Annotated in this window: 20 protein-coding genes, 2 tRNA genes and 1 pseudogene; 6 read left to right on the top strand and 17 right to left on the bottom strand. The window is 60.2% G+C overall.

The window, feature by feature from the left end; translation table 11 throughout:
• Positions 1-8 precede the first annotated feature (8 nt).
• The 15 genes from ACPQ6D_RS01170 to ACPQ6D_RS01100 form a co-directional block, all read right to left on the bottom strand.
• On the bottom strand, positions 9-1,670 hold the full coding sequence (locus ACPQ6D_RS01170) for a Stp1/IreP family PP2C-type Ser/Thr phosphatase (RefSeq protein ID WP_423222451.1): 1,662 nt from the start codon (positions 1,668-1,670) through the stop codon (positions 9-11).
• Positions 1,671-1,825: 155 nt separating this feature from the next.
• On the bottom strand, positions 1,826-3,310 hold the full coding sequence (locus ACPQ6D_RS01165; protein ID WP_423222450.1) for a serine/threonine-protein kinase: 1,485 nt from the start codon (positions 3,308-3,310) through the stop codon (positions 1,826-1,828).
• Between the two features lie 25 nt (positions 3,311-3,335).
• Positions 3,336-5,096, bottom strand: a complete 1,761-nt coding sequence (locus ACPQ6D_RS01160) for an FHA domain-containing protein (protein ID WP_423222449.1) — start codon at positions 5,094-5,096, stop codon at positions 3,336-3,338.
• Positions 5,093-6,811, bottom strand: a complete 1,719-nt coding sequence (locus tag ACPQ6D_RS01155; RefSeq protein WP_423222448.1) for an FHA domain-containing protein — start codon at positions 6,809-6,811, stop codon at positions 5,093-5,095. The genes ACPQ6D_RS01160 and ACPQ6D_RS01155 overlap by 4 nt, the downstream gene beginning before the upstream one ends.
• Positions 6,812-6,826: 15 nt before the next feature.
• Positions 6,827-7,393: an FHA domain-containing protein gene (locus ACPQ6D_RS01150; protein WP_423222447.1), complete on the bottom strand. Its 567-nt coding sequence runs from the start codon at positions 7,391-7,393 to the stop codon at positions 6,827-6,829.
• A 34-nt stretch (positions 7,394-7,427) separates the two neighbouring features.
• Positions 7,428-9,128 (bottom strand): protein kinase domain-containing protein, encoded by a 1,701-nt coding sequence (locus tag ACPQ6D_RS01145; protein ID WP_423222446.1) that lies wholly within the window; start codon positions 9,126-9,128, stop codon positions 7,428-7,430.
• 704 nt (positions 9,129-9,832) lie between these two features.
• On the bottom strand, positions 9,833-10,021 hold the full coding sequence (locus ACPQ6D_RS01140; RefSeq protein WP_423222445.1) for a type II toxin-antitoxin system prevent-host-death family antitoxin: 189 nt from the start codon (positions 10,019-10,021) through the stop codon (positions 9,833-9,835).
• A gap of 237 nt (positions 10,022-10,258) precedes the next feature.
• A complete protein-coding gene (locus ACPQ6D_RS01135) occupies positions 10,259-10,450 on the bottom strand; it encodes a hypothetical protein (protein ID WP_423222444.1) in 192 nt (63 codons plus the stop codon).
• A 12-nt stretch (positions 10,451-10,462) separates the two neighbouring features.
• On the bottom strand, positions 10,463-10,675 hold the full coding sequence (locus tag ACPQ6D_RS01130; protein ID WP_423222443.1) for a hypothetical protein: 213 nt from the start codon (positions 10,673-10,675) through the stop codon (positions 10,463-10,465).
• 328 nt (positions 10,676-11,003) lie between these two features.
• Positions 11,004-11,792 carry a response regulator transcription factor gene (locus tag ACPQ6D_RS01125; RefSeq protein WP_423222442.1) on the bottom strand — a complete coding sequence of 263 codons (789 nt, stop codon included), beginning with the start codon at positions 11,790-11,792 and terminating at the stop codon, positions 11,004-11,006.
• A gap of 12 nt (positions 11,793-11,804) precedes the next feature.
• Positions 11,805-15,230 carry a GAF domain-containing protein gene (locus ACPQ6D_RS01120; protein WP_423222441.1) on the bottom strand — a complete coding sequence of 1,142 codons (3,426 nt, stop codon included), beginning with the start codon at positions 15,228-15,230 and terminating at the stop codon, positions 11,805-11,807.
• Positions 15,231-15,295: 65 nt separating this feature from the next.
• A complete protein-coding gene (locus ACPQ6D_RS01115) occupies positions 15,296-15,643 on the bottom strand; it encodes a hypothetical protein (protein ID WP_423222440.1) in 348 nt (115 codons plus the stop codon).
• A 13-nt stretch (positions 15,644-15,656) separates the two neighbouring features.
• Positions 15,657-16,679 carry a type 2 periplasmic-binding domain-containing protein gene (locus tag ACPQ6D_RS01110; RefSeq protein ID WP_423222439.1) on the bottom strand — a complete coding sequence of 341 codons (1,023 nt, stop codon included), beginning with the start codon at positions 16,677-16,679 and terminating at the stop codon, positions 15,657-15,659.
• Between the two features lie 135 nt (positions 16,680-16,814).
• Positions 16,815-16,899: transfer RNA gene (locus ACPQ6D_RS01105), tRNA-Leu, on the bottom strand.
• Positions 16,900-16,991: 92 nt separating this feature from the next.
• Entirely contained in the window at positions 16,992-17,342 is a 351-nt protein-coding gene (locus ACPQ6D_RS01100; protein WP_423222438.1) for a cold shock domain-containing protein, read from the bottom strand.
• Between the two features lie 74 nt (positions 17,343-17,416).
• On the opposite strand from ACPQ6D_RS01100, the gene ACPQ6D_RS01095 reads away from it, so the two are divergent.
• Positions 17,417-17,487 (top strand) — tRNA-Cys (locus tag ACPQ6D_RS01095).
• A gap of 53 nt (positions 17,488-17,540) precedes the next feature.
• On the opposite strand, the gene ACPQ6D_RS01090 is transcribed toward ACPQ6D_RS01095, so the two are convergent.
• Positions 17,541-18,185, bottom strand: coding sequence for a glycosyltransferase (locus ACPQ6D_RS01090; RefSeq protein WP_423222437.1), 645 nt, complete (start codon positions 18,183-18,185; stop codon positions 17,541-17,543).
• A 16-nt stretch (positions 18,186-18,201) separates the two neighbouring features.
• Complete coding sequence (locus ACPQ6D_RS01085) at positions 18,202-18,645, bottom strand: tRNA-queuosine alpha-mannosyltransferase domain-containing protein (protein ID WP_423222436.1); 444 nt, start codon at positions 18,643-18,645, stop codon at positions 18,202-18,204.
• A 229-nt stretch (positions 18,646-18,874) separates the two neighbouring features.
• On the opposite strand from ACPQ6D_RS01085, the gene ACPQ6D_RS01080 reads away from it, so the two are divergent.
• The 5 genes and pseudogenes from ACPQ6D_RS01080 to ACPQ6D_RS01060 all read left to right on the top strand — a co-directional run bounded on the left by ACPQ6D_RS01080 (position 18,875) and on the right by ACPQ6D_RS01060 (position 21,645).
• Complete coding sequence (locus ACPQ6D_RS01080) at positions 18,875-19,645, top strand: TIGR03936 family radical SAM-associated protein (RefSeq protein WP_423222435.1); 771 nt, start codon at positions 18,875-18,877, stop codon at positions 19,643-19,645.
• 189 nt (positions 19,646-19,834) lie between these two features.
• The gene (gene rplU, locus ACPQ6D_RS01075) at positions 19,835-20,146 is read left to right on the top strand and encodes a 50S ribosomal protein L21 (protein WP_423222434.1); all 312 of its coding nucleotides are present in this window, start codon (positions 19,835-19,837) and stop codon (positions 20,144-20,146) included.
• Positions 20,147-20,188: 42 nt separating this feature from the next.
• On the top strand, positions 20,189-20,464 hold the full coding sequence (rpmA, locus tag ACPQ6D_RS01070; protein WP_423222433.1) for a 50S ribosomal protein L27: 276 nt from the start codon (positions 20,189-20,191) through the stop codon (positions 20,462-20,464).
• A gap of 141 nt (positions 20,465-20,605) precedes the next feature.
• A pseudogene (rpmE, locus tag ACPQ6D_RS01065) lies at positions 20,606-20,806 on the top strand (50S ribosomal protein L31); the annotation flags it as partial.
• A gap of 248 nt (positions 20,807-21,054) precedes the next feature.
• Positions 21,055-21,645, top strand: a complete 591-nt coding sequence (locus tag ACPQ6D_RS01060; RefSeq protein WP_423222432.1) for a thymidine kinase — start codon at positions 21,055-21,057, stop codon at positions 21,643-21,645.
• Positions 21,646-21,675 lie beyond the last annotated feature (30 nt).

Raw genomic sequence — 21,675 nt, 5'->3', positions numbered from 1 at the left:
TGAGATCATTACCTACCACATCCCCCCACGCAGTCCGGACGCGGTGTATAGGTGAAGTGGCGCAGCTCAGACTCGCGGCTGATCGCTACGCCCGTTGCCTTTTCGATCACCGCTACAGCCCACAGGTACTCCCCGGTCGCGTTCTTGTAATTCGTGATACCAGGCGCGAAGTCCAGATCAATCATCTGTTCTTTGGCGGTCGTCGCCGCATCTGCACCCAGGTGATCTTGGCCTTCCTTCCAGATGCGCACCTCGAACGCCTGGTCGGGCTGTAACGGCCCGGCGTAATCCCAGGCAAACCTGGTCCTACCTTTGACATCGTCTCTCTCCTGAGGCGTAATCGGCACAGGCGCGGGTAATGGCGTCGGATTCCGGGTGGGAGATCCAATTGGAGGAACCACAGCAGTGCCGCCGCGGAAAGGTGTCGGGGTGTGGGAGGGTGGCGGCGCCGCGGTAGTGGGTGGCGGCGCGATGGTTGAGGTGGGACTCCCATCAGGGGACGCGGTTGGTGCCTCGGTCGCGGTCGCGGCGGTGGACGTTGCGCTGGGGGTGACATCTGCCACGGGCGGGGTCGTGACGACAGGGGCCGCCGTCGTCGTCAGGACGACGACAGTCGGCGTGGGAGTTTGCGGCCCCGCCGTCAGCCAGCGCACCACGAAGAAAGCCACCAGCGCGACCCCGATCAAGGAGCCAAGGACTCCCATCACCAGGGGCAGCGGCCGCCTGCCCCGTGGTTTGGCTGCGCCGGCGGGCGCCGCGAGCGCCGCTCTGCCCGCGTTGGCCGGCTCGACGCGCGCGACAATCACGCTGATGTTGTCCGAACCGCCGCCCTCATTCGCCAGGTCAATCAGGCGATTGGCCCCCTGCTCCAGGGATGGCATCGTCAGCAGGACTTCCTGGATCTGCGCATCGTTGACGTGCGTGTTCAAGCCGTCCGAGCAGAGCAGAAAGACATCCCCCTCGCTCAACGCGCCGTCGAAGAAGTCGGGCTGCGCTTTCTGCGTGGTGCCCAGCGCGCGCGTGATGATGTTGCGTTGGGGGTGCACGCGCGCCAGTTCGGGCGTGAGCACGCCCGCGCGCACCTGCTCCTCCACCCACGAGTGATCGGTGGTTACCTGCGTCAGCTTGCCGTTGCGCAGGACATAGACGCGACTGTCGCCGACGCTGGAAATGAGCACCACATTCTGGCGCACGGCCATGACGACCGCGGTGGTGCCCATGCCGGCCTGGCCCGCATGCTGGAGTGAGTGGTTGAAGATGGCGTCGTTCGCGGCCAACATCGCGTTGCGCAGGCTGGCGGTCAGGTCAGGTCCCGGGTCGGCATAGAAGACATCGCGGATCGTGGTCACGGCCATCTGGCTGGCCACCTCGCCCGCGTTGTGTCCGCCCATGCCGTCGGCCACGATCAACAGTTGACCCTTCTGCGCCTGGGGCGTGTTGTCCGGAGGCGCGAAGATTTCAACCATGTCCTCTTGGTGATCACGCGCGCGTCCCACACTCGTGGCCTTGACCGCGTGCAGGATCAGCGGTCGCGCGGCGGCTGTCGCGCCAGAGGCCGCGTTGGTCGTGGCGGCAGGCGCCTGTGTCTTCGATGGACCTGGCGCCGCGCGTGGCATCGAGCCGCTCGAAGTAGGGGATTGGTTTCCAGGCGAAGATGATTGCTTGTTCATGCGCTCTCCTCTGATTGAACCGTAGCCTTGATCGCGTGCGAAACAGCCTCAGCGATAAATCGCCAGCAGCGCGTAGGGTTGAGTCTGGCTGTGTCCGGTCACGCGCTGAATACGCACATAGTAGCGTCCAGCCGCGAAAACCGCGCCAGGCGGAATCAATTCCTATTCTCTGAGTTGACATCAATCATCAACCGCTGCAGCGGCGCCTCAGGCCCAATCGCCGCATACGGTTCTACTTGAATCACGGCAACCGTCCAATAATAGGGGCCAGCGCCATGCGCCCGCACCACGTTGACCTGGTCCAGGTCAATCGTGATCTCGGTTGCCCTGACCGGGCTGGCAGCGCCATCATGACCAGGGGATCCAAGATCCCAGACAATTCGCACCTCGAAGGCCTGATTGTCTGCCAATGGCGGGCCATCATAGGTCCAGCGAAACGTCGTGCGGCCCCGCGCTGTCATCCCTGCTCCAGGCGCAACCGGCCGGGGTGCAGATACAGGGGGCTGGGTCGGCGTTGCCGTTGCTGGCGGCGTCTGCTCCACAGTTGGGATTGGCGGCGCCTTCGTGACCGGAGGCGGGGCCAACGTCGAAGTAATTCCTGGCGTTGGGGACGGCGTCTTGATTGCAGTTGGCGGCGTCTCCTCACGTATCACCGTGGGTGAGACTGCTCCGGTTGGCGTCTCAGGCGTCGGCGCGCCCGTCGTTTGGACTGGGGTCGGCGTTGGCGGTGGAGGTTCGATGATCCGCAGGCTGATGAACACCAGGGCCACGATGATAAGAACGACCGTGGAACCTATCAACATTAGCGGGCGGCCGAGTTGGAATAGTTGGGTATTTTGCCCAACGGCTTGTTCGAACGCAGCTGCCAGTTCAGCAGCGCTCTGAAAACGCTTCTCCGGTGATTTCTCCAGGGCCTTGAGCACAACTTGATTGACCGCCTCAGGCAGATTCTTGATCGAAAGCGGGCGCTCATGGACATGCGCATACGCGGCAGCCACAGGTTCGACACGCGCAAAAGGCACCTGCCCAGAAAGAAGCTCATACAGAACTACGCCCAGGGAATAGACATCGGTGCGAGGGTCGAGAGAGCGGTCCAGGGCCTGGTCAGGCGACATATAGGCGGGGGTGGCCCCGGTGTTCTTAAGGTTGCGTCCTGCTTTCCTGGTCTGAGCCATACCGAAATCGAGAATGGTGACATGTCCATCCTTGCTGAGCATGATGTTGGATGGCTTGATGTCGCAATGAATCACCCCTCGCTTATGCGCATAGGTCAGAGCATCGCCGAGTTGACGCAACACACGCGCCGCCTGGTGCACGGTCATACGTTTGTTCTTTCTGAGCCATACGTCCAGGGTGACACCCTGCAGGTAGGCCATCACAATGTAGTGCAGACCCTGCTGTTCGCCGACATCATGTATCGTGATGATGTTGGCGTGATGCAAATCAGCCGCGATAGCAGCAGACGCGTGAAAGACCCTGACCGATTCCTGATCTAGCAATAAACCGGTATCCAGGACCTTGATCGCCACGTCGCGACGCAGGTCTTCATCCAAGGCCTTGTAAACGTCGCCTGTGCCGCCATGCCCCAGAAATTTCTGGATCCTGTATTTGCCAAGCTGCTGGCCGACCAGATTGTTCATGATTCAGACCAAGATCAAAAAGACCCTATCGCCACGCAATTTTTTCGTATTGCCATGTCGGTCCGGCATTAGCATCGAACAGTTTGATAGCAGGTCCGCCCAATCCTAACGCGACCCAAACCGCCCACGCCCCCTGGCGGTCAGAGCGAAATGCGATACGCAAACCGTCCGGTGCGAATTCTGGCAGCCCGTCGGTCGCTGCGTCTGATGTAATCCGCCTGAGCCAACTGCCGTCACGGTTGATGGCGTAGATCTCCCAATTTCCATCTCGATTTGAAACAAAGGTGAGAGAATTTCCATCAGGCGACCAGGCGGGCTGTCCATCATTGGCATTGGTTGTGAGGCGCTGACGTTGGGCGCCATCCGGCCTCACCAGGATAATACCACAATCGCCCCCTGACAGGCAACCTTTGTAAGCAATCTCATCCCCGCGCGGAGACCATGACGCAAACTCACCCTTGCCAACGACGCGGCGGTCCGTTCCGTCGCGATTGATGGTCAAAACCGTTCCATCCTCGCTGTCATGCAGCGCCAAACGATCCTGGTTAGGAGACCAAGATGGATAAGCATCTTGCGCCCTGTCCGTCAATGGGTTATCTGCTCCAGTAACCAGGTGGCGCAGACGCAACCCACGTGCATCACTGCGCCAGGAGTAGTAGGCGAGCCACGTGTGGTCAGGAGATAGGGCCGGTTCACTGGCGTTGTCAATCAGAATTTGCCGCGTGTTATTCTGGGTGTTTACTTCGATAATCTGATATTTCCCATCCCCAAACACCCCCACATAGATCGTTCCACTGAGCGGAGGAACGGATGGAATAGTCAGCCCCTGGCCCGCAAATGCCTGGTCCAACAGCTGTCGCAGGTCTTGTATGGGAATTGAGGGGAATGCCCGCACAATTGCCCGCGGTAGATCACGGGATGACACGCCAGGAAATAACGCGTTCAAGACAGATCGAATTTGGTCAGGCGACAGTTCTCCATTACGAGCAGCATTCATGATCGCCTGGGGCAGCTCGGCGGGAGGAACGCCCGGGAACAGTCGAGCGACAGCCTGCGGGATTTGTTCCGCTTGTGGGTTCCCGGGCCGCGGGGGCTCAGAGGGCGTCGGCGTCCGTGGTAGACTGCCAGGAGTCAGCTCCATCGTTGGCGGATCAGTCGCCGGCGTATTACGCTCACGCACGGCCGGCGTTACGGTGGAAGCAACAGCCGCGGTGGTCGGTGTCAGAAAGACAATGGCCGGCATGATCGTGGCGGTAGCCGTCTGTGGCCGCGTGGCCGCAGCCGCTGTCGTCAACCCCACAGCATCAGGCTGCGAGGTTGACGTGAACAGCCGACCTGATGCGAAGGCAAGCACAACCACCACGACGATGAAGGTCAGCGCGGCGACGGCTGCCAAAGCCAGTAAACGTTGACTTCTCCCTTCCGCAAGACGCCTCACCGGCTGACTTGATCCAGAATCTGGGCCAACCTGATCCTGCGTAGCCCTGCCATCGTAGCGAAGAACCGTGTCTCCCAATCGCAGTTCGTCTCCTGGCTGCAAGGCGACAGGGATGCCAACCTCCAAACGGGCTCCTCGCAGGTAGACCCCATGGGTGCTCCCCAGGTCTCGCACCGTACTCCCACTGCCGCTGTTTTCGACAACAGCATGGGCGCGCGAGACGCGCGGGTCTGAGAGAGGAAATTCCTTGTCAGGGCCGCGGCCGATGACTCCTTGATTCCCTCGAATGACCAGCGTACGCCCGGCATCCGGGCCTGACAGAACGGTGAACTGCATAGGGTTACTCACGACAACTGCTTGAAAATGAACTCGAGCTCACCAAAGCGAACTACGTCGCCATCCTTGAGAACCTGCGGTTCTTGGATACGGGTTGCATTGACGTAAGTTCCGTTCGAGCTGTCTAGATCATGAACCTTGAACAAGTCGCCATCAAGCCAGATACGGGCATGATTTCGCGAAACCGTCGTGTTATCAGCCAGGGAGACGGCATTCTCACTCGCTCTTCCCACCGATGTGCTCTGCAGCAGGGTGAACTGGCGCGATGGGTTCTTGCGGTCAACCAACATCGCGACGTGTTTTGGAGGTTTTACCCGTGGAATGGCAACGGTCTGCCCTGCTGCTGGAGCGGGCGGCATGATGGGCGTCCGGCCTGGGAGTCCGCCCGGTAACTGCGTCGGTGGTAAACCGGAAACCGGAGGTGAGCCAACCGTTCGCGCCATGTTGCCAACGTCCGGAGATGTCGGCGGGCTCATCACCGGGTTGGAGGGAGCCGACGTGCCCCCAGAAGGCCAATTGGTGAGAAAATCAGCCTCTTCGGCCTGCGGCGCCCGGCGGCGTCTTGCCCACAAGATGATCAAGACCAGGAGAACGATCAACAGCAGCGCCGCAATTCCAATGAGGGCTGCAGGTAGAGGATTCTCCTTGACAAAGATCAACAATTTGTCAATCAAGCCTGGTGGAGGAGGTGTAGGTGTGGGCTGTGGGGTGTCCGTCGGACCTGGGCTAGTAGGCTTTGGTGTGGTTGTTGGCGTCGCTGGTGTGGGTGTGACTTCAAACGTGTACTTCACTTCAGAGTAGATCCGGCCAATGCGCGGGGCGCGGACCGCAACCAAGAGACTGTGGGGGTTGCTATCTCGGTCAACGCGCGCTTGATAGCTCAGTTGATATTCCAGTTTGAGCTGGTTGAGCACCTGAGTGAACAATCCTGAAAACTCGTCGGGGCTGGGTGCAATACGAAAAATACCCCCGGTGCGGTTGGCAAGACGCTGAAGGGCATCTTCGTTTATCTTGTTCTTGCTCAGGCCGATGGGAAAGATAGGAATGTTGGCGCGATTGGCTTCGCCAATGACATCTTCGATCTTGAAGACGCTGACGACATCCACACCATCGGTAATGATAATGATTGCGCGCATGCCGCTTTGGGCCGACGTGATCTTGACCATGCGGAGCAGAGAATCCCAAAGCGGCGTCGGGCGTGTGGCTGGATTGGGGGGCAGATAATTGATGGTGTTCAGTACTTTGTTCTTATCGTTCCCAAAAGGCACCTCTGGCGCCTGGGGATTATCAATGGGAGGGTCATCGGGCTGCACTTGACGGGTGATGCCAAAAAACGCGACACGATCCGCATCACGATCCTTTTCCAGCAAGGCATTGAGCAGCACCCGAGAGGCTTGTTGCGCCGCGGCAATCGGTTGACCCTGCATCGTTCCGCTCAGATCAATGGAGAGAGCAACCGAGACCTGGGCGTCTGGGTTTACTCGTTCCTCAACTGCGCTCGGTGGAAAAGACGTACGGCCATCCTCGACAATTTCAAATGCATCTGGGGGAAGGCTGGGAACAGGAATCCCATTTCCATCGAGCACACCAACGATAGTGCTCATCTGCGGATAATCTTTGATATATGGTGGCTTTACATTCACGCTGCCGTTGCTCTGCCCAAACGTCAGGGATGGCAGAGCAAGCAGGCAACAAAGAAGGATGATGACGAACGACGCAGTTTTCATGGTATCCCCCAACGGTCAAATGCGCTTGAACACGAGCGTAGTTTCGCCGATTAACACATAGTCGCCATCTTGCAGCGCACGGTGGTAGACACGGCTGCTATCTTCACGATACGAATCCTTGTCGCCGACGTAGGTGCCGTTCGTACTTGCGAGGTCATGCAAGACGAATCTCTTCTCTCCACCCTCTTGTTCCTCTACCCGCACCCTGGCATGTTGGGAAGAACAGGCGACATCTGGAAGAACAATGTCATTTCCAGTCGTGCGTCCGATGCCGGTAACGCCGACGTTGACTTTGAAAATCTCGCCCACAAGCCGCTGATCAGGGGCTTCAATGACCACAAACCAGGCGAATGCGGGAGGTGATCGAAATGAAGGGATGATCTGGGTTGAGGCGCTCTCTCGGTTGAGTGGAGGAGGTCCCCAACCAGCTGGTTGCCCAGGGCGCGGGGTGGGTTGTTCCGGGTTCACGGCAGGTGTGAACGGTGTTGCCGCTATGGGAGAATTGTACATCGGTGTGTTGCCCAAAATGGTTGGGTCATTGTCTGAGCCGCCAGGGGGATTGGGTGATACTTGCGGATTCATGTTTCATATCCTCCTACGTGAAATTTGTGACCTGTCACGGCGACGATTGCCGCATTGCTGTGAGCGTGTTTATCTGCAAAACGCAGTCGCTGATAAAAATCTGATCTCCCGGCTTGAGCTCAACTTTTCCGGAAACGCGGACTTTGTTCACCCATGTGCCGTTCACGGAAAGATCATGGAGCCATATTCTGCCCCCTGTGACTTCGAGTCTAATATGCCTGCGTGAGAGGCTCACGTCATCTGGATTAATCTCATTCCGACCAATGATCAGCTCATTCATGAGAGGCCACGCCCTGCCTGTGAAGAGCCCCCTCAGCACCGAGATGGAGTGTGTTGCTCGAGTGTCATTCGTCGGGGCCTTTGCGGGGGTCATTCTAGATACCGTAACGCCCAGAGCAGAAGCCAGTTCTATCCCGTTGGCGAATCGCCGCTCCGAGGACTTTTCCAAACACTTCGCGGCAACCATGTCGAGACCGGGTGATATCGTAGGCACCTTGTTACGCAATGGAACTGGCGTAGCGCGCAAGTGCTGATCTAGAACATGAAGAGCGCCGGACCAGTAGTCAGCCCCAGGGCGAGATACCATCGGAAATGGAACCGTTCCAGTCAACATCTCATAGATCACGACTCCTAATGAATACACGTCGCTGGGCGGGAGAACCTCATCACCTTTTGCCTGCTCGGGTGACATATATTCTGGCGTGCCAATCAACTTACCCTTGGTAATCGTAAGGGTCGAGGTAATACGTGCAATTCCAAAATCCACCACTTTGACGCGATTCGTCGCTGCGATGAGTATGTTCTCGGGCTTCACGTCGCGATGCACAATGTTGCGTGAATGAGCAAAACCCAAGGCGCTGGATACCTGTTGCATGATCGCGATAGTGTCTGCCTCGCTTACGGGGCCGGCATGTAGCCGTTGCCTTAATGACATACCATCTATGTATTCTTCAACGATGTATAGCTCACCATTGGGACTGCGCCGGAAATCGTAGACGGTTGCGATGTTGGGGTGGCCGCGCAAGAGCGGGCCAATATCGTTACCCTCTGTCCTAAACTTCTGTATGAGATAGGGGTCCGCAGAGTGCAAAATCTTCAGAGCCACGACGCTACCATCAGGCGCTCGCGCCCTGAACACTCTGGCCATGCCCCCTTCTCCAATCAGTTGTTCCAAGAGAAATTCATCAAAATAGACGCCAGTATAGGCGATTCTTGCTTGTGGTTCTTGTGCGACAACTGGCGAAGACCCCAAAAGCGAATGCCAAACTGGAGTATTTGAGAATACCAGTTCAAGGTTGCCCAACCGAATCTGATTCCCCAAACTCAAGGTGTGCTCAGAAATACGCTTACCGTTGATCCAGGTGCCGTTTGCGCTTTCAAGATCGCGTATGACGTATTGGTCGCCCCGTTGTACGATCTCGGCATGATGCCGCGACACCATAACCTCATCAATCAGGGCCACATCATTGTCAGCGGCACGCCCAATCGTTAATCCCTTTGGAGTCAGGGGTATTGGTTTATCAAACCGAGCACCACTGACGTCTAGGAGATAGTGAGTAATTGGGGCAGGGGCCACCACCGGTGAGCCCAATTGGCTGGGGATCGGCGTAGCTGGAGTAACCTTGCTCGGGCCCCTGGCCGTTCGCTTCAACCTGAGAACGACCAACAACACCGATAGGAAGAGCAGCAAGATCACAACCACTAATACCACTATCAACGTTTCAGCGGGCGACAAGGAAATAACTCTCCTTCTTTCCACGATTCAGATAGACAGTCCTGAACTTGTCCGTCAGTTAGCACTGCCAGGCGGTCTGAATACAGGCGCTATCCTCAGGGTTGATGGAGCGACTTTGCTCTTCACCCAACGCCCAACCAATCACCACGCCTTATCAGTGGCGCGCAAGAATGTGAGGCCTACAATTGCAGTTGCAACGTCCAGGATGAGTTCGCCAGAACGCCGATTGAACTCAACATTCTGAAGAGGATTACTACAGCCGGACTCCTGACCGGCGTCATCTGTCTGCATTCCCCGCTGTGCCCGGTATCTTGGGCAAATACACCCCGGCCCTGCGCATGGGAAACCGAGATAGAAGCGGCCACCTAGCAAAGCTGAAGGCGCAGACTCAGATGATAATATAGATTACAAACTAATCCAAGTCAGCTTCATTGTGTATGATCTTTGTCACATGACCCACACCGGTACGCACGACACAGTGGGCGCAGCGAACAAAGGCGTGGTGACATGCCGACATACACCCTCTGGGGGTCGCGTCATTGCAGGTCAGTGCAGCGCGTTTCTTACGGTTCTTCGGATTCGGCCGGGGCCACTGCTGGCATGACCAAATTATGCTATACACAGCGGTCACTGCGAACAGTGACAGTACAAGTTGGTCGCGCTGCCTATGATCTTCATCACATGACCCCCACGACGCGCCACCATCACTCGGTCTGCGGGGGGCTGTCGCTAAACACCGGCTGGCTGATCGCGGCCTCCCCGCTCACCCGCTCCCATTCCTCGATGTTGACCACGACGGCCATCGGTCGCCCGTAGGTGACGATGACATAACGCTCGTTGCGGAATTTTACGCCCTCAAGGATATCCCGAATGTTCAGCCGTAATTCGCTCACGCTTAAGTGCTTGATGCTCATCATCGCGCTCCGTGTGCTCTTGTTGCTAGTCTTCTATGATGGCAACCATTTTCTGCTCTCACTATAACACAAAAGCGCCTCAGATGTTTTCCATCTTACTCTCAAAAGTCTCTCATCTTTTACGATTCATTGTGCTTGTACAACCCAAATCGTTGGTACGCGCCCAGGGCAAAAAAACAGCCGGCCAGGCGCTGCGCGCCTGACCGGCTAACGAACCTACTGAGGAATTTGCTGCATCAGATAGACTGCGACGCTGACCAGGATGATGATCAGGAGCAGGCTGCCCACGTCATGCGCAGGCTCGCGCGTGCTGGGATCGGGAGCCACGGCGCCGCGGCCGCCGCCCAGGGCCGACCAAACCAAGACGATGAATCCCAAGCCAACCGCCAGCAGGAGAAATGTTTCCATGATGTACTCCTTTTAGCCGAACAGCGGCCGCAGCAGGCCAAATAAGGTGATCAACAGGATCAGGATCAAGATGAGGGCGGCCCAAATGGCCCCCGCATCACGTTGAGGCGCTTGCGCCACGGGGATCTGTAACGGGATGTACAGGGACGAGTCTGTCGGTGGATCGCCCCGAAAGGCCAATCCAACGACCACAACGATCATGAACACGACCAAGATGCCGGCCATCTGAACACCTCTTTCTGTCAACCAGACAAGAATCGTTCTGATGAACTCGGCGGCAGGGAGGCTGTGCTGCCGTTCTGGCCTTAGTATACCCTGACCAACCGTCGCAACTCCTGACACCTGTTTGACAAGGAGGAAACGAACAGCCTGCATTTACTTGGCGACTGGCGCGCATCTCCCGCCGCGGCTCAAGGGCAACCTGGGCCACCGTGCTGACCGTGCATGTGCTTGGCGGCCGGCGCGCATCCCCCGCTGCGGCTCAAAGGCAACCTGGGCCACCGTGCTGACCGTACATGTGCTTGGCGGCCGGCGCGCATCCCCCACGGGATGCTCACATGTCCGCGCTGGTCAGCATCTGTCCATTGTCCGCGCTGGTGAGAAGCTGCCCACTCGGCACCAAACGGTAGCCATGGCCGCGCACGGTCTGGATGTAACGCGGCGCCTTGATGTCTGGCTCGATCTTCTGCCGCAGGCGCCCTACGAGGCGATCCATGGCTTCATTGCTGACGCCTTCGCGATTCTGCGCATCGCTGTAGACGCTGGCGGCAATGTCGTCACGCGTCGTCAGGCGGTTGCGATGTTCCCACAAACAGCGCATCAGGCCCGCCTCGTTGGGCGTCAGCTCGACGTTGAGCCGCACGCCGTCCCGGTAGACGGTCACTTCGTCCGCGTCGTAGCTGAGACCGCTGGCAGACATTGCGGTCGGCGCTGCGGGCGCTCCAGATTCTGCCGCAGGCGCCAGCTTGCGGCGACCCAACGTGAGCCGCAGCACCTCTTCAAGCTCATGCAGGTCTTTGCTCTTCAATAGAATGTAGTCCGCGCCAACCCGCAGCCCGTGCACACGATTGCTCACGTCTTCACTGGTCACCGACCAAACCACGATGGGAATATCACGCGTCGCGTCATGATCGCGCAGCGCGCGGATCACCGCAAAGCCGTTCATGCCCGGCATCAGGATGTCCAGGACAATGACGTCGGGCCGCTGCGTCTGCGCCAGGCTGATCCCCTCCGCGCCGCTGGTTGCCTCGCTGACCTGATACCCCAACGGTGAAAGCCAATCGGTCAGGCTCTCGCGATTGCCCGGTTCGTCATCTATCACCAATAACCGTGCACCCTGCATGATGTTCGCTCCTTAATTCCCCGGTAAAAAAATCATGAACGTCGCGCCGCCGCCCGGCGTGTCGTGGATTTCGATCTCGCCGCCATGCCGCTGCACAATCTCCTGGCAAATCGCCAGGCCCAGGCCAAGCCCCGTGGTTTGATCCTGGCGCGTGTTCGTGATTTGGAAATACTTCTCGAACACACGCTGGCGCAGATCCTCTGGAATGCCGACGCCAGTATCGCTGATCGTGATGCGAATGCGATCCTTCCAGGTGTCGCCCCCCAGGGTGATCGCGCCGCCCGCAGGGGTGAATTTGATCGCGTTCTCGATCAGGTTATCCAACACCTGCTCCAGGGTGTACTGATCCCCCCACACGGCCAGGCTGGCGTTGGCAAACCGCTTGATGGTCAGATGCAGTTTCTTGCGCTGCGCGGGCGCGTTGGCCCGGCGCTGCGCCTGGCGCAAGAGCGTTCGCACTGTGAGCCGTTTTGGATCGAACGAGATGCCCGGATGGTCGCCGCCCGCCTCCAGCCGGCTGAGGAGGAGCAGCTTGTCAATCTGACGCTGCTGGCGCTCAAGGTAGCCTGCCAGTTTTTCCAAACGATCTTGCTGCTTTTTGCTCAGAGCGCCCAGCTTGCCCGCCAGCAGGCTGCCGGTGATGTTCTTGGCCTGGGCGAGCGGCGAACGCAGCTCGTGCGTTGCCTTGTGCAGCTCTGCGGTGCGCACCTCGTTTGCCTGCAGCAGCTGCTGCTGCCGCTGCGCATTGTCCATGGCCATCGCGGCCTGGGTGGCAAAGGTGTGCAGGCCGCGCACTTCGTCTTCATTGAATTCATAACGATAGGTAGTGTAGACCGACAAGGTGCCAAAGACGCGGTCGCCGACGCGCAGCGGAACGCACAGCATGGAAACCAGGCCATGCTGCGCGGCCCACGCTTTGTACTTGAAATCTGGCTCGGCGGCAATGTCAGGCACGTAACGATAGGCGTTCTCGCGCGCCACCCGTCCAACCACCCCTTCGTCCAGGCCAATCTCCAAAGCGGAGCCGCCGATCGGCTCCCCCGCGCGCGCGGCGATGAGCGACAGCCGGTTGCCTTGCAGCAGGTGCAGGGTGCACGTGCTGTACCCCAACGACCCCGTCATGATTTCGGCAATGCGATCGCCAATCTGGCCGCGGTCAAGGGTCTGGCTGATCAGTTCGTTGACCTCGAAGATGCTGGTGAGACGCTGGGTCTGGCGCAGGTTGGAAATCGCGGTCGCCACCTGGCTGGCAATGGTCGAAAGCAGGTCGCGGTCATCATCGCTGAAGCCGGCCGCATCGAGCGCGCGTTCGGGCGTCAGTTTGTTGAGCACGCGCAGCACGCCGAACGTGTGATAGGCGTCGTCGAGGGGCACGGCCATCAAGTGCTGCACACGGCCGCTGGGCAGGATCTGTTGGTAACGCAGACGGTGCGCCTCGATTACGAGCGGGCAGTCGCCGACGTGATTGCACACCACGGCCAAGCCCCGCGACGCGCCGGGGCCATGATCGGACGCCAGCGCGGCGCCGTGATGGTCGCGGTCCAGCGCCGGCTCGTTGCCGGGACGCGCACGATAGGGGCATGTCGCGGCGGACAGCCGCATGGATGGCCCGCGCGCCAGGCCGGTCAAGCCCTCGCCCACGCGATACGTTTCGTCGGCAAAAAGCGCATCGTCCTGACCAGCGCTGCACTGCCGCTGCAGGACATCGCCTTGGAGCAGGAAGATCGAGGCGGTTTCCGCGTGCAGACGCGCGCGCGAAGTGGCAACCGCGCTGCGCAAGATGGTCTGCAGATCGAGTTGGCGGTTGAGCGACCGGCTCAGTTCGTGCAGCAACGCGAGGCGCGCCTGGCGCTCTTCCGCCTGCTGCCGCACCTGCTCATACAACTCCGCGGTCTTGAGCGCCAGCGCGGCTTCGTGCGCGACCGTTTGCAAAAAATCGAGGTCCGTCTGGCGAAAGCGCTCCGCCAGGGACGATTGCACGCTGATCAAGCCGATGACGGCGCGCTCATACTGGATGGGGACGATGAGGGCGGCGCGCATGACGCGGCTGCCCGCAGGTGTGATGGGCGGCGGCGGCAGGTTGTTGAACAAGCCAGGCTCCGCGCCGCGCCAAACCTCCGCTTCCAGATCTGCAAACGGCTGCAAGATCACGTTACGCGCGGGGATGCTGCTCACCTGCACCGGCTGTCCGTTCACCAGGCGCAGCCGCGTCTGCACCCGCCCCACGTTCAAATTCAGGGTTTTCAACGCGGCGTCGAGCGTGGTCTGGCACACGGCTTCGAGCGACACCGGGTGCGTAGTGGTCTCGCCAATGGCGCGCACGGCGTCCATTTCAAGCTGGCGGCGATAGAACCGATCAGACTGGTAGAGCGTCAGGGCCAGGCGGCTGGCAAAACTCTGCACAATCTGCTGATCAGACGCCGGCAACTGCGGCGACCCGCAGCGCCGCGTGGACAGCTTGAGCAATCCCCACACCGTTTCATTATTAACCAGGGGCACGGCCAGAAGGCTGCCCTCCTGTGAAGGCGGCCCGGCAGGCGCCTCTTCTCCGTCCACGCTCGGCTCGGCCGAGTCCCCCTTGGTTCCCCTGCGCCAGGGCATCTCGCCGTAGGCCAGGGCCGACGCCAGCCAGGGCGCGGTTTGTCCTTGCCAGGCAGCGCCAGGGCTGGCGCGGTGAAAGGCATAGGGGCGATCCGCATCCGCACGCGCCAGGTGAGCGTCGGTCAGGCTCTGGGCCAGGCCAGGCGCGAGGCTCATCTCACGCGGGAGCGGCAGGCGAGTTGTTTCGGCGCCCTCGGTGAACAGCTCCTGGCGCACGATGAGGCGGTTGTTCTCGCGATCGAGGACGATGAGCGCGGCGCTGTGATCACATTTAATGAAACGCTGCAGTTCGTCCAACAAGAAGCGATAAAGCGCAATCGGCTGCTCTTTGCGGTTGGCGTCCTCCATGACGTCCACGAGCAGGCGCAGACGTCGGGCCTCGTATGCGCGCGCCAGCAACGCGCCCACCCGGCGCAGCAGACGATGCTCACGACTGCTGAAGGGCAGCGCGGGCCGCGCCAGCGCCAAGACGCCAATCGGCGGCTGCCCACCAGCCGCCGCAGGCAGCGCCAGCAAACCGCTCTGCCCCGGCGCGCGCCCATCGGTCAGAACCTGGCGCCACAGATCGGCCGGCCACGCGTGGCGCCCCAAGCGCGCGGAGAGATCGAAGCGGCCGCTGAAATGATCGTACAGCGCCAGGCAAATGGCGTCGGCCGCGAAAAAGGCCTGCGCACGACGCAGGCCGTCCATGCGCGCGCTGCGCGCATCGTCCGGCGCCGCCCACAACTCGCTCAGCTCGAGCAGGAATTGATGCCCGTCGGCCGGGGCGCGCGGCATCTGGCTTGGTTGGTTTGGCTGACCCTGGGTGTTGCGAGACGGCGGCGGAAGGGGTTTCATGATCGGCCTTGATGGCGACCCCTCCGCGCCAGGCTGACGCGAAGGGGTCTGATGGCGGTGATGGGCTAATCGGCCGAGGGTGGTTTGGCAGCTGCCGGGGACGGCGCCGGCGCGCGCAGGCTAGAGAGGCCGAGGGCCGTGGCGCGCGTGTTCTCTTCCGTGGCGATGAGCAGCGTCAGCACGCCGCCGGCCGCGTAGAAGATGACGAAATAGAACAGGCCGCAGAGGATGGGAATCAACCCCGTCGCCCATAGGGCCGCGGTTGGAATGGTCAGCCTGAAGCCGAGCACTTCCTGAAAGTTGCCCCTGAGGATCAACGAGACGCCAACCGCCAGGCCGATGAGCAGGCAGAAGCCGGCGAACAAGCGCAGCATGAAACTGATGAAGCGCAGAAACCCGTAACGCCTTTGCATGACGAGCCTCCTGTTACTTGCTCGTGGCTGGTTCGATCTTTTCCGCGCCCTTGGCCAACGGGAATTCCATGTAGATGGTCAAGTCAAGGTTCGCGAGGAATGGCGCGAATTTGGCCACCAGGTCCAGCACGGCCGGGTCTACGCTGCCCGTGCCTTTAGCCAGGTCCAGCGCGTTGGCCAGCTCGGCCTCGCCCCAGCCGACGAGCGGCAGGGCGTCGTTGTTCACCGTTACCTGCAGCCCGGCGCTGCTGGACTGAATGGTGATAAACTGCACATTCGCCGCCATCAGAGACTCAACCGTCTCTGACGTCAGATAAATAGGCAGATTGGTCAGGCCCATCTGCGCCATGGCCGCCGCATCAGGCCGGAACATCTGGCCGCCGCGGCCAATCACTTGCGGCGTGCCGGTCAGATCATAGACGATCGGGAGATGCACCACGGCCGCGGCCTGGCGCTGACCGGAATCGGCCGGCGGCGCGGGAGGCTCCTGGTCCTCAGGGCGCACATCAATTTTAGCAGCGCCCTCTTTGAGCGGCAGCATCAGCACGATGTCCAGTCCCACGCTGCGCACCATGGGGAGGATCGAAGGAATCCACTCCGCCAGGTGCATGCCGTTGACCTGCGGGTCGAGCGTCTGCAGCATCTTGGCCGCGTTTTGCAGCGTGTTCTGGTCCCACTTTATGTAAGGTAGCGACTTGCCGTTTACAAAGAGGTAAAGGCCATCGCCGCGGTGCAGCAGTTCAATGTGCTGGATGTTGCTGGCCTGCAGTTGGGCCACCTGCGCCGGATCCAACTGGAACGACGCAATGCTGCCGCCGGTTAGCCTGGAGAGGTCGGCGAGAGACATGCCCATGACCGTGGGCGTGCCCTTTTCGTCTATGTTGACCGTGATGCGGGGCAGCTCAACTCGAAACTCTTGGGCGTTGGTTTTCTCGCCTTGCGAGGTTGAAGGAACGGGACGCGTGCCACAGGCTGAGAGAACCAGCGCTGTGACGATCAACAGAGAGACAATCCATCCAAATCGCCTTGACACCATAGTCAATGCCTCCTGGTCGAGATGCGTGGGCGCCCGAGCATGCGCCGGCTTGAGGTTGTGGGGATGCGTGAGTTTTATACAAGCATGAGATTGGATTGCGGCCACTTTGGCGTGAGCGCGCTTGCCTGACAAAGGTGGGGCGAGTGGGACTCGAACCCACACGGACGGTTAGTCCTTCGGTTTTTAAGACCGATGCGTCTGCCTGTTCCGCCATCGCCCCAGCGGCGCCAAGCTGTTGTCTGTTTTATTCTACACGCATTGCCAAAAAATGTAAAATAGCGGTAAAAGTGACGAGAACCGCCGTTTGCGCGCTTACGCGGGCAGCACCTTGACCTCCGCCGCCTGCGGGCCTTTCTCGGTATGTTCAATGCCGTATTCCACTAACAGGTCAGGCCCGATGGGGCCAGCGTCCGCAGGCAAGGCGCTGCGATGAAAGAAAAGCTCCTCGCCCTGCGGCCGGCTGATGAAGCCGTAGCCGCGGCGCGCGTTGTACCACTTGACCAGGCCCCGTTCGCGGCCAACGGGCGGCAGCAGGTGTGCGCACGCGGGGCACAAACGGGGCAGCGGCTGCACACCGCCCGCGGCGAGCTGCTCGCCGATCGTCCAGATATAGGCCACGCCGCAGCGTTGACACTCGTACGTGCGATCTATCGTTCCGATCATGATTGCCTCCAGGGCGATATCACCAAACTCCGTTTGACAGATACCAGGTTCTGGGCTAAAATTGGCGTGTGGTTGGCGACGTAGCCAAGTGGCAAGGCAGGGGTCTGCAAAACCCCGATCGCCGGTTCAAATCCGGCCGTCGCCTCTCAACCAACTTCCGAGATCGAACAGTCTCGGAAGTTTCTTTTTTGCCAGCCGTCAGCGGGGAAAATCCACAGCCACGCTGGTCATGAGCTGATCGTAGATCGGCGCCAGACCGCACCAATCGAAACGCATGACGGATGCGCGCAAGTCCGCAGGCGCGGGCAGCAGCTCAGGCTGCGAGAGCAAGCGCCGCAGGTGCTGCAGCAGGTCTGCGTCGTCATCGTATAGGCAGGCCGCGTGCCAGGCAGGCGGCACGATTTCTGGATAAGCCAGGCGCCGCGGCAGCAGCGGCCAGCAGCCGCAGTAGATGGCTTCGACGATGGCCGCGCCGAAAAACTCGTGCCAGGCCGTGCTCACCACGATGTCTGCCTGCCACAGCCAGTAGGCATAGTCGGCGGGATCGGCCGCAAAGCCGTTGGTCAACAGGCGATCGCCCAGGCGCGCGTGGGCGCGACTGAATTCCTGCGGCGCCCGGCGAAAATTCTCTCCCAGGAGGGCCACTTGAAACTCAAAACCCTCGGCCAGAAGGCGATCGAGGACGGCGAAAAAGGCAGCCGGGTTCTTGTCGTACTCCCAGCGCTGATTCCAGAGAATGATCGGCGCGGCGCGGGTCAGGCGCGGCGGACGCCGCGCGTCGAAGCGCGCCAGGTCGAGACCCAGGGGCAAAACCTGGCTGCGTGCAGCCAGCCGGCCGACCACCGCCAGGTGGTTGTAGTCAGGAAAGTGTTTGAGCAGCCGCGGCAGTGTCCTCGAACCACGATTCCAGGTGAAACCGGCTGTTGAAACAGACCCGTGACGCCGCAGCCATGCTCAGCAGATTGATCAGCGCATAGCTCAGGTCGCGCCCCGCCCGCAGGCAGGATACGTCAACTGGTTCTCGTGTGCATAGTAAACGATGGGCGGCGCTCAGCGCCGGCGCACCAGGGCCAGCAGCGCAGGCAGGTTGACCATGTCGCTCGCCAGCAGCAGGTCGGGCGCAGCGCCGGCCTCCAGGCGTTGATGGACTTGCGGCCAGTTCCAGCGCGCCCGTCATGCGCCATTTCCAGAAACGGCCGGCCATGGTCAACAGGTCCACCTGATGTTGGCTGTGGCGGGCAAAACCAACGGCCCAGGCCTGGTGTGAGCCAGTGAAATAGGGTTCCAGAAGCCAGATACGCATGGATAGTACAGAGTGCAAAGCGCAGAGTGCAAAGCGCAGAGTGCAAAGTTCTAAGCGCCAAAGGATCGAGATTGTGCGGCCAGATGCATAGGCTGCGGGTGTATTTTAGCCTATTTCGGTGGTGTGGTACAATCGGGCGCTTGCGGATGACGCATGGAGTTCCAAACTCGTTCGGGCCGCGGGCCAAAAAGCCATCGTGGATGAAAAGGGCCGCAGAGAGTAGATTTCGATGCAGCGAATACGATTTACCTACACAAAGGGCGAGCCGCTGAAGTGGATCGGTCATCTCGACCTGGCGCGCATGTGGGAGCGGGTACTGCGGCGTACGCAGCTGCCGGTGGCGTACACGAAGGGCTTCAATCCGCAGCTGCGCATTCAGTTTGCCTCCGCGCTGCCCGTTGGCTGCAGCGGCCGCGCCGAAGTGGCCGACTTATGGCTGAATGAACCGGTGTCCCCTGCGCAGTTTGCTGCGGAGTTGGAACCGAAGCTGCCGCCTGGCGTCACGATCAGCGATGTGCACGAGGTGGATCTGCACGAACCGACGCTGCAAGCCCTGATGGCGGCGGCGGAATATGAGATTCAGGTTTTGCCTGAGGGCGATGTGGATGTCGCGCAGGCCGTGGCGCGTTTCACGGCCGCGACGCAGGTGCGCAAGCAGCGCAGCCGCGACGGCAAAACCTACGATCTGCGGCCGTTGGTCGAAGACCTGCGCGTGGAGTCTACGGACGCCGAGGGTTGGGTGCACCTGGCCGCGCGCTTGAGCAGCCGGCCGGGCGCCACCGGCCGGCCGGATGAACTGCTGGCAGTTTTGGGCCTGACTGACTGTGCGCGTCGCATTGAGCGCACGGGACTTATTTTCTCCAGCGTGCCCTACGCAGGATCAGGCATAAGCCAGGATGAAGATGTGGGCGCGGCGCCCATGCCGGACGTGGAGGCGGAGGAAGCTGCGGCGCCCCTGGCCGCGCGCCAAACGCGCACCGGTTGGGGCGGCTTCGACTGAGTTGACACATTGCAGCCGGACTGCTATAATCCACGACAATCAGCCGGCAGGCACGTGGCCTGCCGCCTTTTTTGGCAAAAAATCGGTTGAGCAACATCACCGCCACGCGGTGCATCCATGATGTCGTTGCGCCAGTACAAAGTCCTGGCCGCTGCGCTGGGCGCGTAACGATGGAGGAAATCAAAAGCTATGTTTGCGATCATTGAGACAGGCGGCAAGCAGTACAAGGTCAAGCCGGGCGACGTCATCGAAGTCGAACTGCTGCCAGTGGCCGATGGGGACGCCATTGAGCTGGAGCGTGTGCTCCTGGTGGCCGATGGGGATGAGGTCAAAGTCGGGACGCCGGTGGTTGCGGGCGCGCGAGTCAAGGCGACTGCGATCAAGGAAGTCAAGGGGCGCAAAGAGATTATCTTTATGTATCGCCCCAAGAAGCGAATCCGCCAGAAGACCGGTCATCGCCAGAAGTACACGCAGCTGCGCGTAGATGAGATCATTCTGTAGAACCAGTAGATATCACGGGTTGAGGGTTGAGTAGGAGGAACCATGGCACATAAAAAGGGTGGTGGCAGCAGCCGCAACGGTCGTGACAGCAATGCGCAGCGCCTGGGCGTCAAGCGTTACGATGGACAGGAAGTGAACGCCGGCTCGATCATTATTCGCCAGCACGGTACGGCGGTCAAACCAGGAATCAATGTCGGCGTTGGCCGTGATTTTACGCTGTTCGCCTTGATTGATGGCTATGTCAAATTCGAGCCTCATTCGAAGGATCAGAAGCGCGTCAGCGTTTACACCGAACGGGCGGCGCAAAAAACGGCGTAGAGCCGATCGGGCTGATCGCCCCGGTGCGTCTTAGGCGCAGCCGGGATCGAGACGACAGCCACATAAAGACATTTCCCAGCGCTTTTGGGTCGTGGTTGGGAGCCATGACCGGTCAGGGGCTGGAAGAAAAGAGGTTTCCCAATGCGCGAGAAAATTCATCCAACGTACTATCACGATGCGCAGGTCACCTGCGCGTGCGGCAACACCTGGACCACCGGGTCTACCCGCAAGGTCATTCGCACCGATGTGTGCTCGAACTGCCACCCGTTCTTTACCGGTGAGCAGCGCATCGTAGACACCGGCGGGCAGGTCGAGCGCTTCATGAAGCGCCTGGAGACCAAGACCACGAAGGCCGTGCAAATCGAAGCGCAGCGCGTGGTCCGCCAGCAGCAGCAGGAAGCGGCGCGCATCGCCAGGCGCCGCGGAGACGCCTAGAATCGTTGCCAACGCCAGGCCAACCAGGACTGTGCGTTGTGCATCACGGTGGTTGATTGAACCAAGACGAAAGACGAAAGACGGATCGGTTGACACGATTCTTCGTCTTTCGTCTTTTGTTTTGGAATGATACGATTCGCTAACGGAGAGAAGCCATGCCCTTCATGCAGCCCAAAGGGGGTTGGGTCGAACTGATCTGCGGCAGTATGTTCAGCGGCAAAACCGAGGAGTTGATTCGACGTGTGCGCCGCGCGCAGATTGCCAAGCAGAAGGTTCAGGTGTTCAAACCCCAGATTGACAACCGCTATTCGATCACACGCGTGGCATCGCACAGCGGGTTGCAATGGGACTCGCACACCATCAGCGCGCCGCATGAAATCTGGGACTTCCTGGCGGCGGACACCAACCTGGTCGCGATTGATGAAGTGCAGTTCTTCGACTGGACGGTGGCCGATATCGCCGGTCAACTGGCCGACAAGGGTTTGCGGGTTATCTGCGCCGGGCTCGACCTCGATTTTCGGGCGGAACCGTTTGGCCCGATTCCGCTGCTGATGGCCCAGGCCGAAATGGTGGATAAGCTGCATGCGATCTGCGTGCAGTGCGGCGCGCCAGCCTCGCGCACCCAGCGCCTGATTGACGGCCGGCCAGCCAACTTCGATGATCCCGTCATCATGGTCGGCGCCAACGAGGTGTACGAGGCGCGCTGCCGCGACTGCCACCAGGTGCCGGGTAAACCGGGCCGCTAACCGGCTTTAAGATCGAAAGGGTTGGGATTG

Source organism: Candidatus Amarolinea aalborgensis (assembly GCF_900491745.1).
Classification (GTDB): Bacteria; Chloroflexota; Anaerolineae; order SSC4; family Amarolineaceae; genus Amarolinea; species Amarolinea aalborgensis.
The sequence above is the reverse complement of the archived record's forward strand: the minus strand, read 5'-3'. Positions and strand labels throughout refer to the sequence as shown.

Coding starts and splice junctions, on each gene's coding strand:
- ACPQ6D_RS01120 (WP_423222441.1), bottom strand. CDS start 15,230: ATGAAACCCCTTCCGCCGCCGTCTCGCAACACCCAGGGTCAGCCAAAC.
- ACPQ6D_RS01170 (WP_423222451.1), bottom strand. CDS start 1,670: ATGAACAAGCAATCATCTTCGCCTGGAAACCAATCCCCTACTTCGAGC.
- ACPQ6D_RS01135 (WP_423222444.1), bottom strand. CDS start 10,450: ATGGAAACATTTCTCCTGCTGGCGGTTGGCTTGGGATTCATCGTCTTG.
- ACPQ6D_RS01085 (WP_423222436.1), bottom strand. CDS start 18,645: ATGCGTATCTGGCTTCTGGAACCCTATTTCACTGGCTCACACCAGGCC.
- ACPQ6D_RS01125 (WP_423222442.1), bottom strand. CDS start 11,792: ATGCAGGGTGCACGGTTATTGGTGATAGATGACGAACCGGGCAATCGC.
- rpmA (WP_423222433.1), top strand. CDS start 20,189: ATGGCACATAAAAAGGGTGGTGGCAGCAGCCGCAACGGTCGTGACAGC.
- ACPQ6D_RS01080 (WP_423222435.1), top strand. CDS start 18,875: ATGCAGCGAATACGATTTACCTACACAAAGGGCGAGCCGCTGAAGTGG.
- ACPQ6D_RS01165 (WP_423222450.1), bottom strand. CDS start 3,310: ATGAACAATCTGGTCGGCCAGCAGCTTGGCAAATACAGGATCCAGAAA.
- ACPQ6D_RS01060 (WP_423222432.1), top strand. CDS start 21,055: ATGCCCTTCATGCAGCCCAAAGGGGGTTGGGTCGAACTGATCTGCGGC.
- ACPQ6D_RS01115 (WP_423222440.1), bottom strand. CDS start 15,643: ATGCAAAGGCGTTACGGGTTTCTGCGCTTCATCAGTTTCATGCTGCGC.
- rplU (WP_423222434.1), top strand. CDS start 19,835: ATGTTTGCGATCATTGAGACAGGCGGCAAGCAGTACAAGGTCAAGCCG.
- ACPQ6D_RS01130 (WP_423222443.1), bottom strand. CDS start 10,675: ATGGCCGGCATCTTGGTCGTGTTCATGATCGTTGTGGTCGTTGGATTG.
- ACPQ6D_RS01155 (WP_423222448.1), bottom strand. CDS start 6,811: ATGAAAACTGCGTCGTTCGTCATCATCCTTCTTTGTTGCCTGCTTGCT.
- ACPQ6D_RS01100 (WP_423222438.1), bottom strand. CDS start 17,342: ATGATCGGAACGATAGATCGCACGTACGAGTGTCAACGCTGCGGCGTG.
- ACPQ6D_RS01150 (WP_423222447.1), bottom strand. CDS start 7,393: ATGAATCCGCAAGTATCACCCAATCCCCCTGGCGGCTCAGACAATGAC.
- ACPQ6D_RS01110 (WP_423222439.1), bottom strand. CDS start 16,679: ATGGTGTCAAGGCGATTTGGATGGATTGTCTCTCTGTTGATCGTCACA.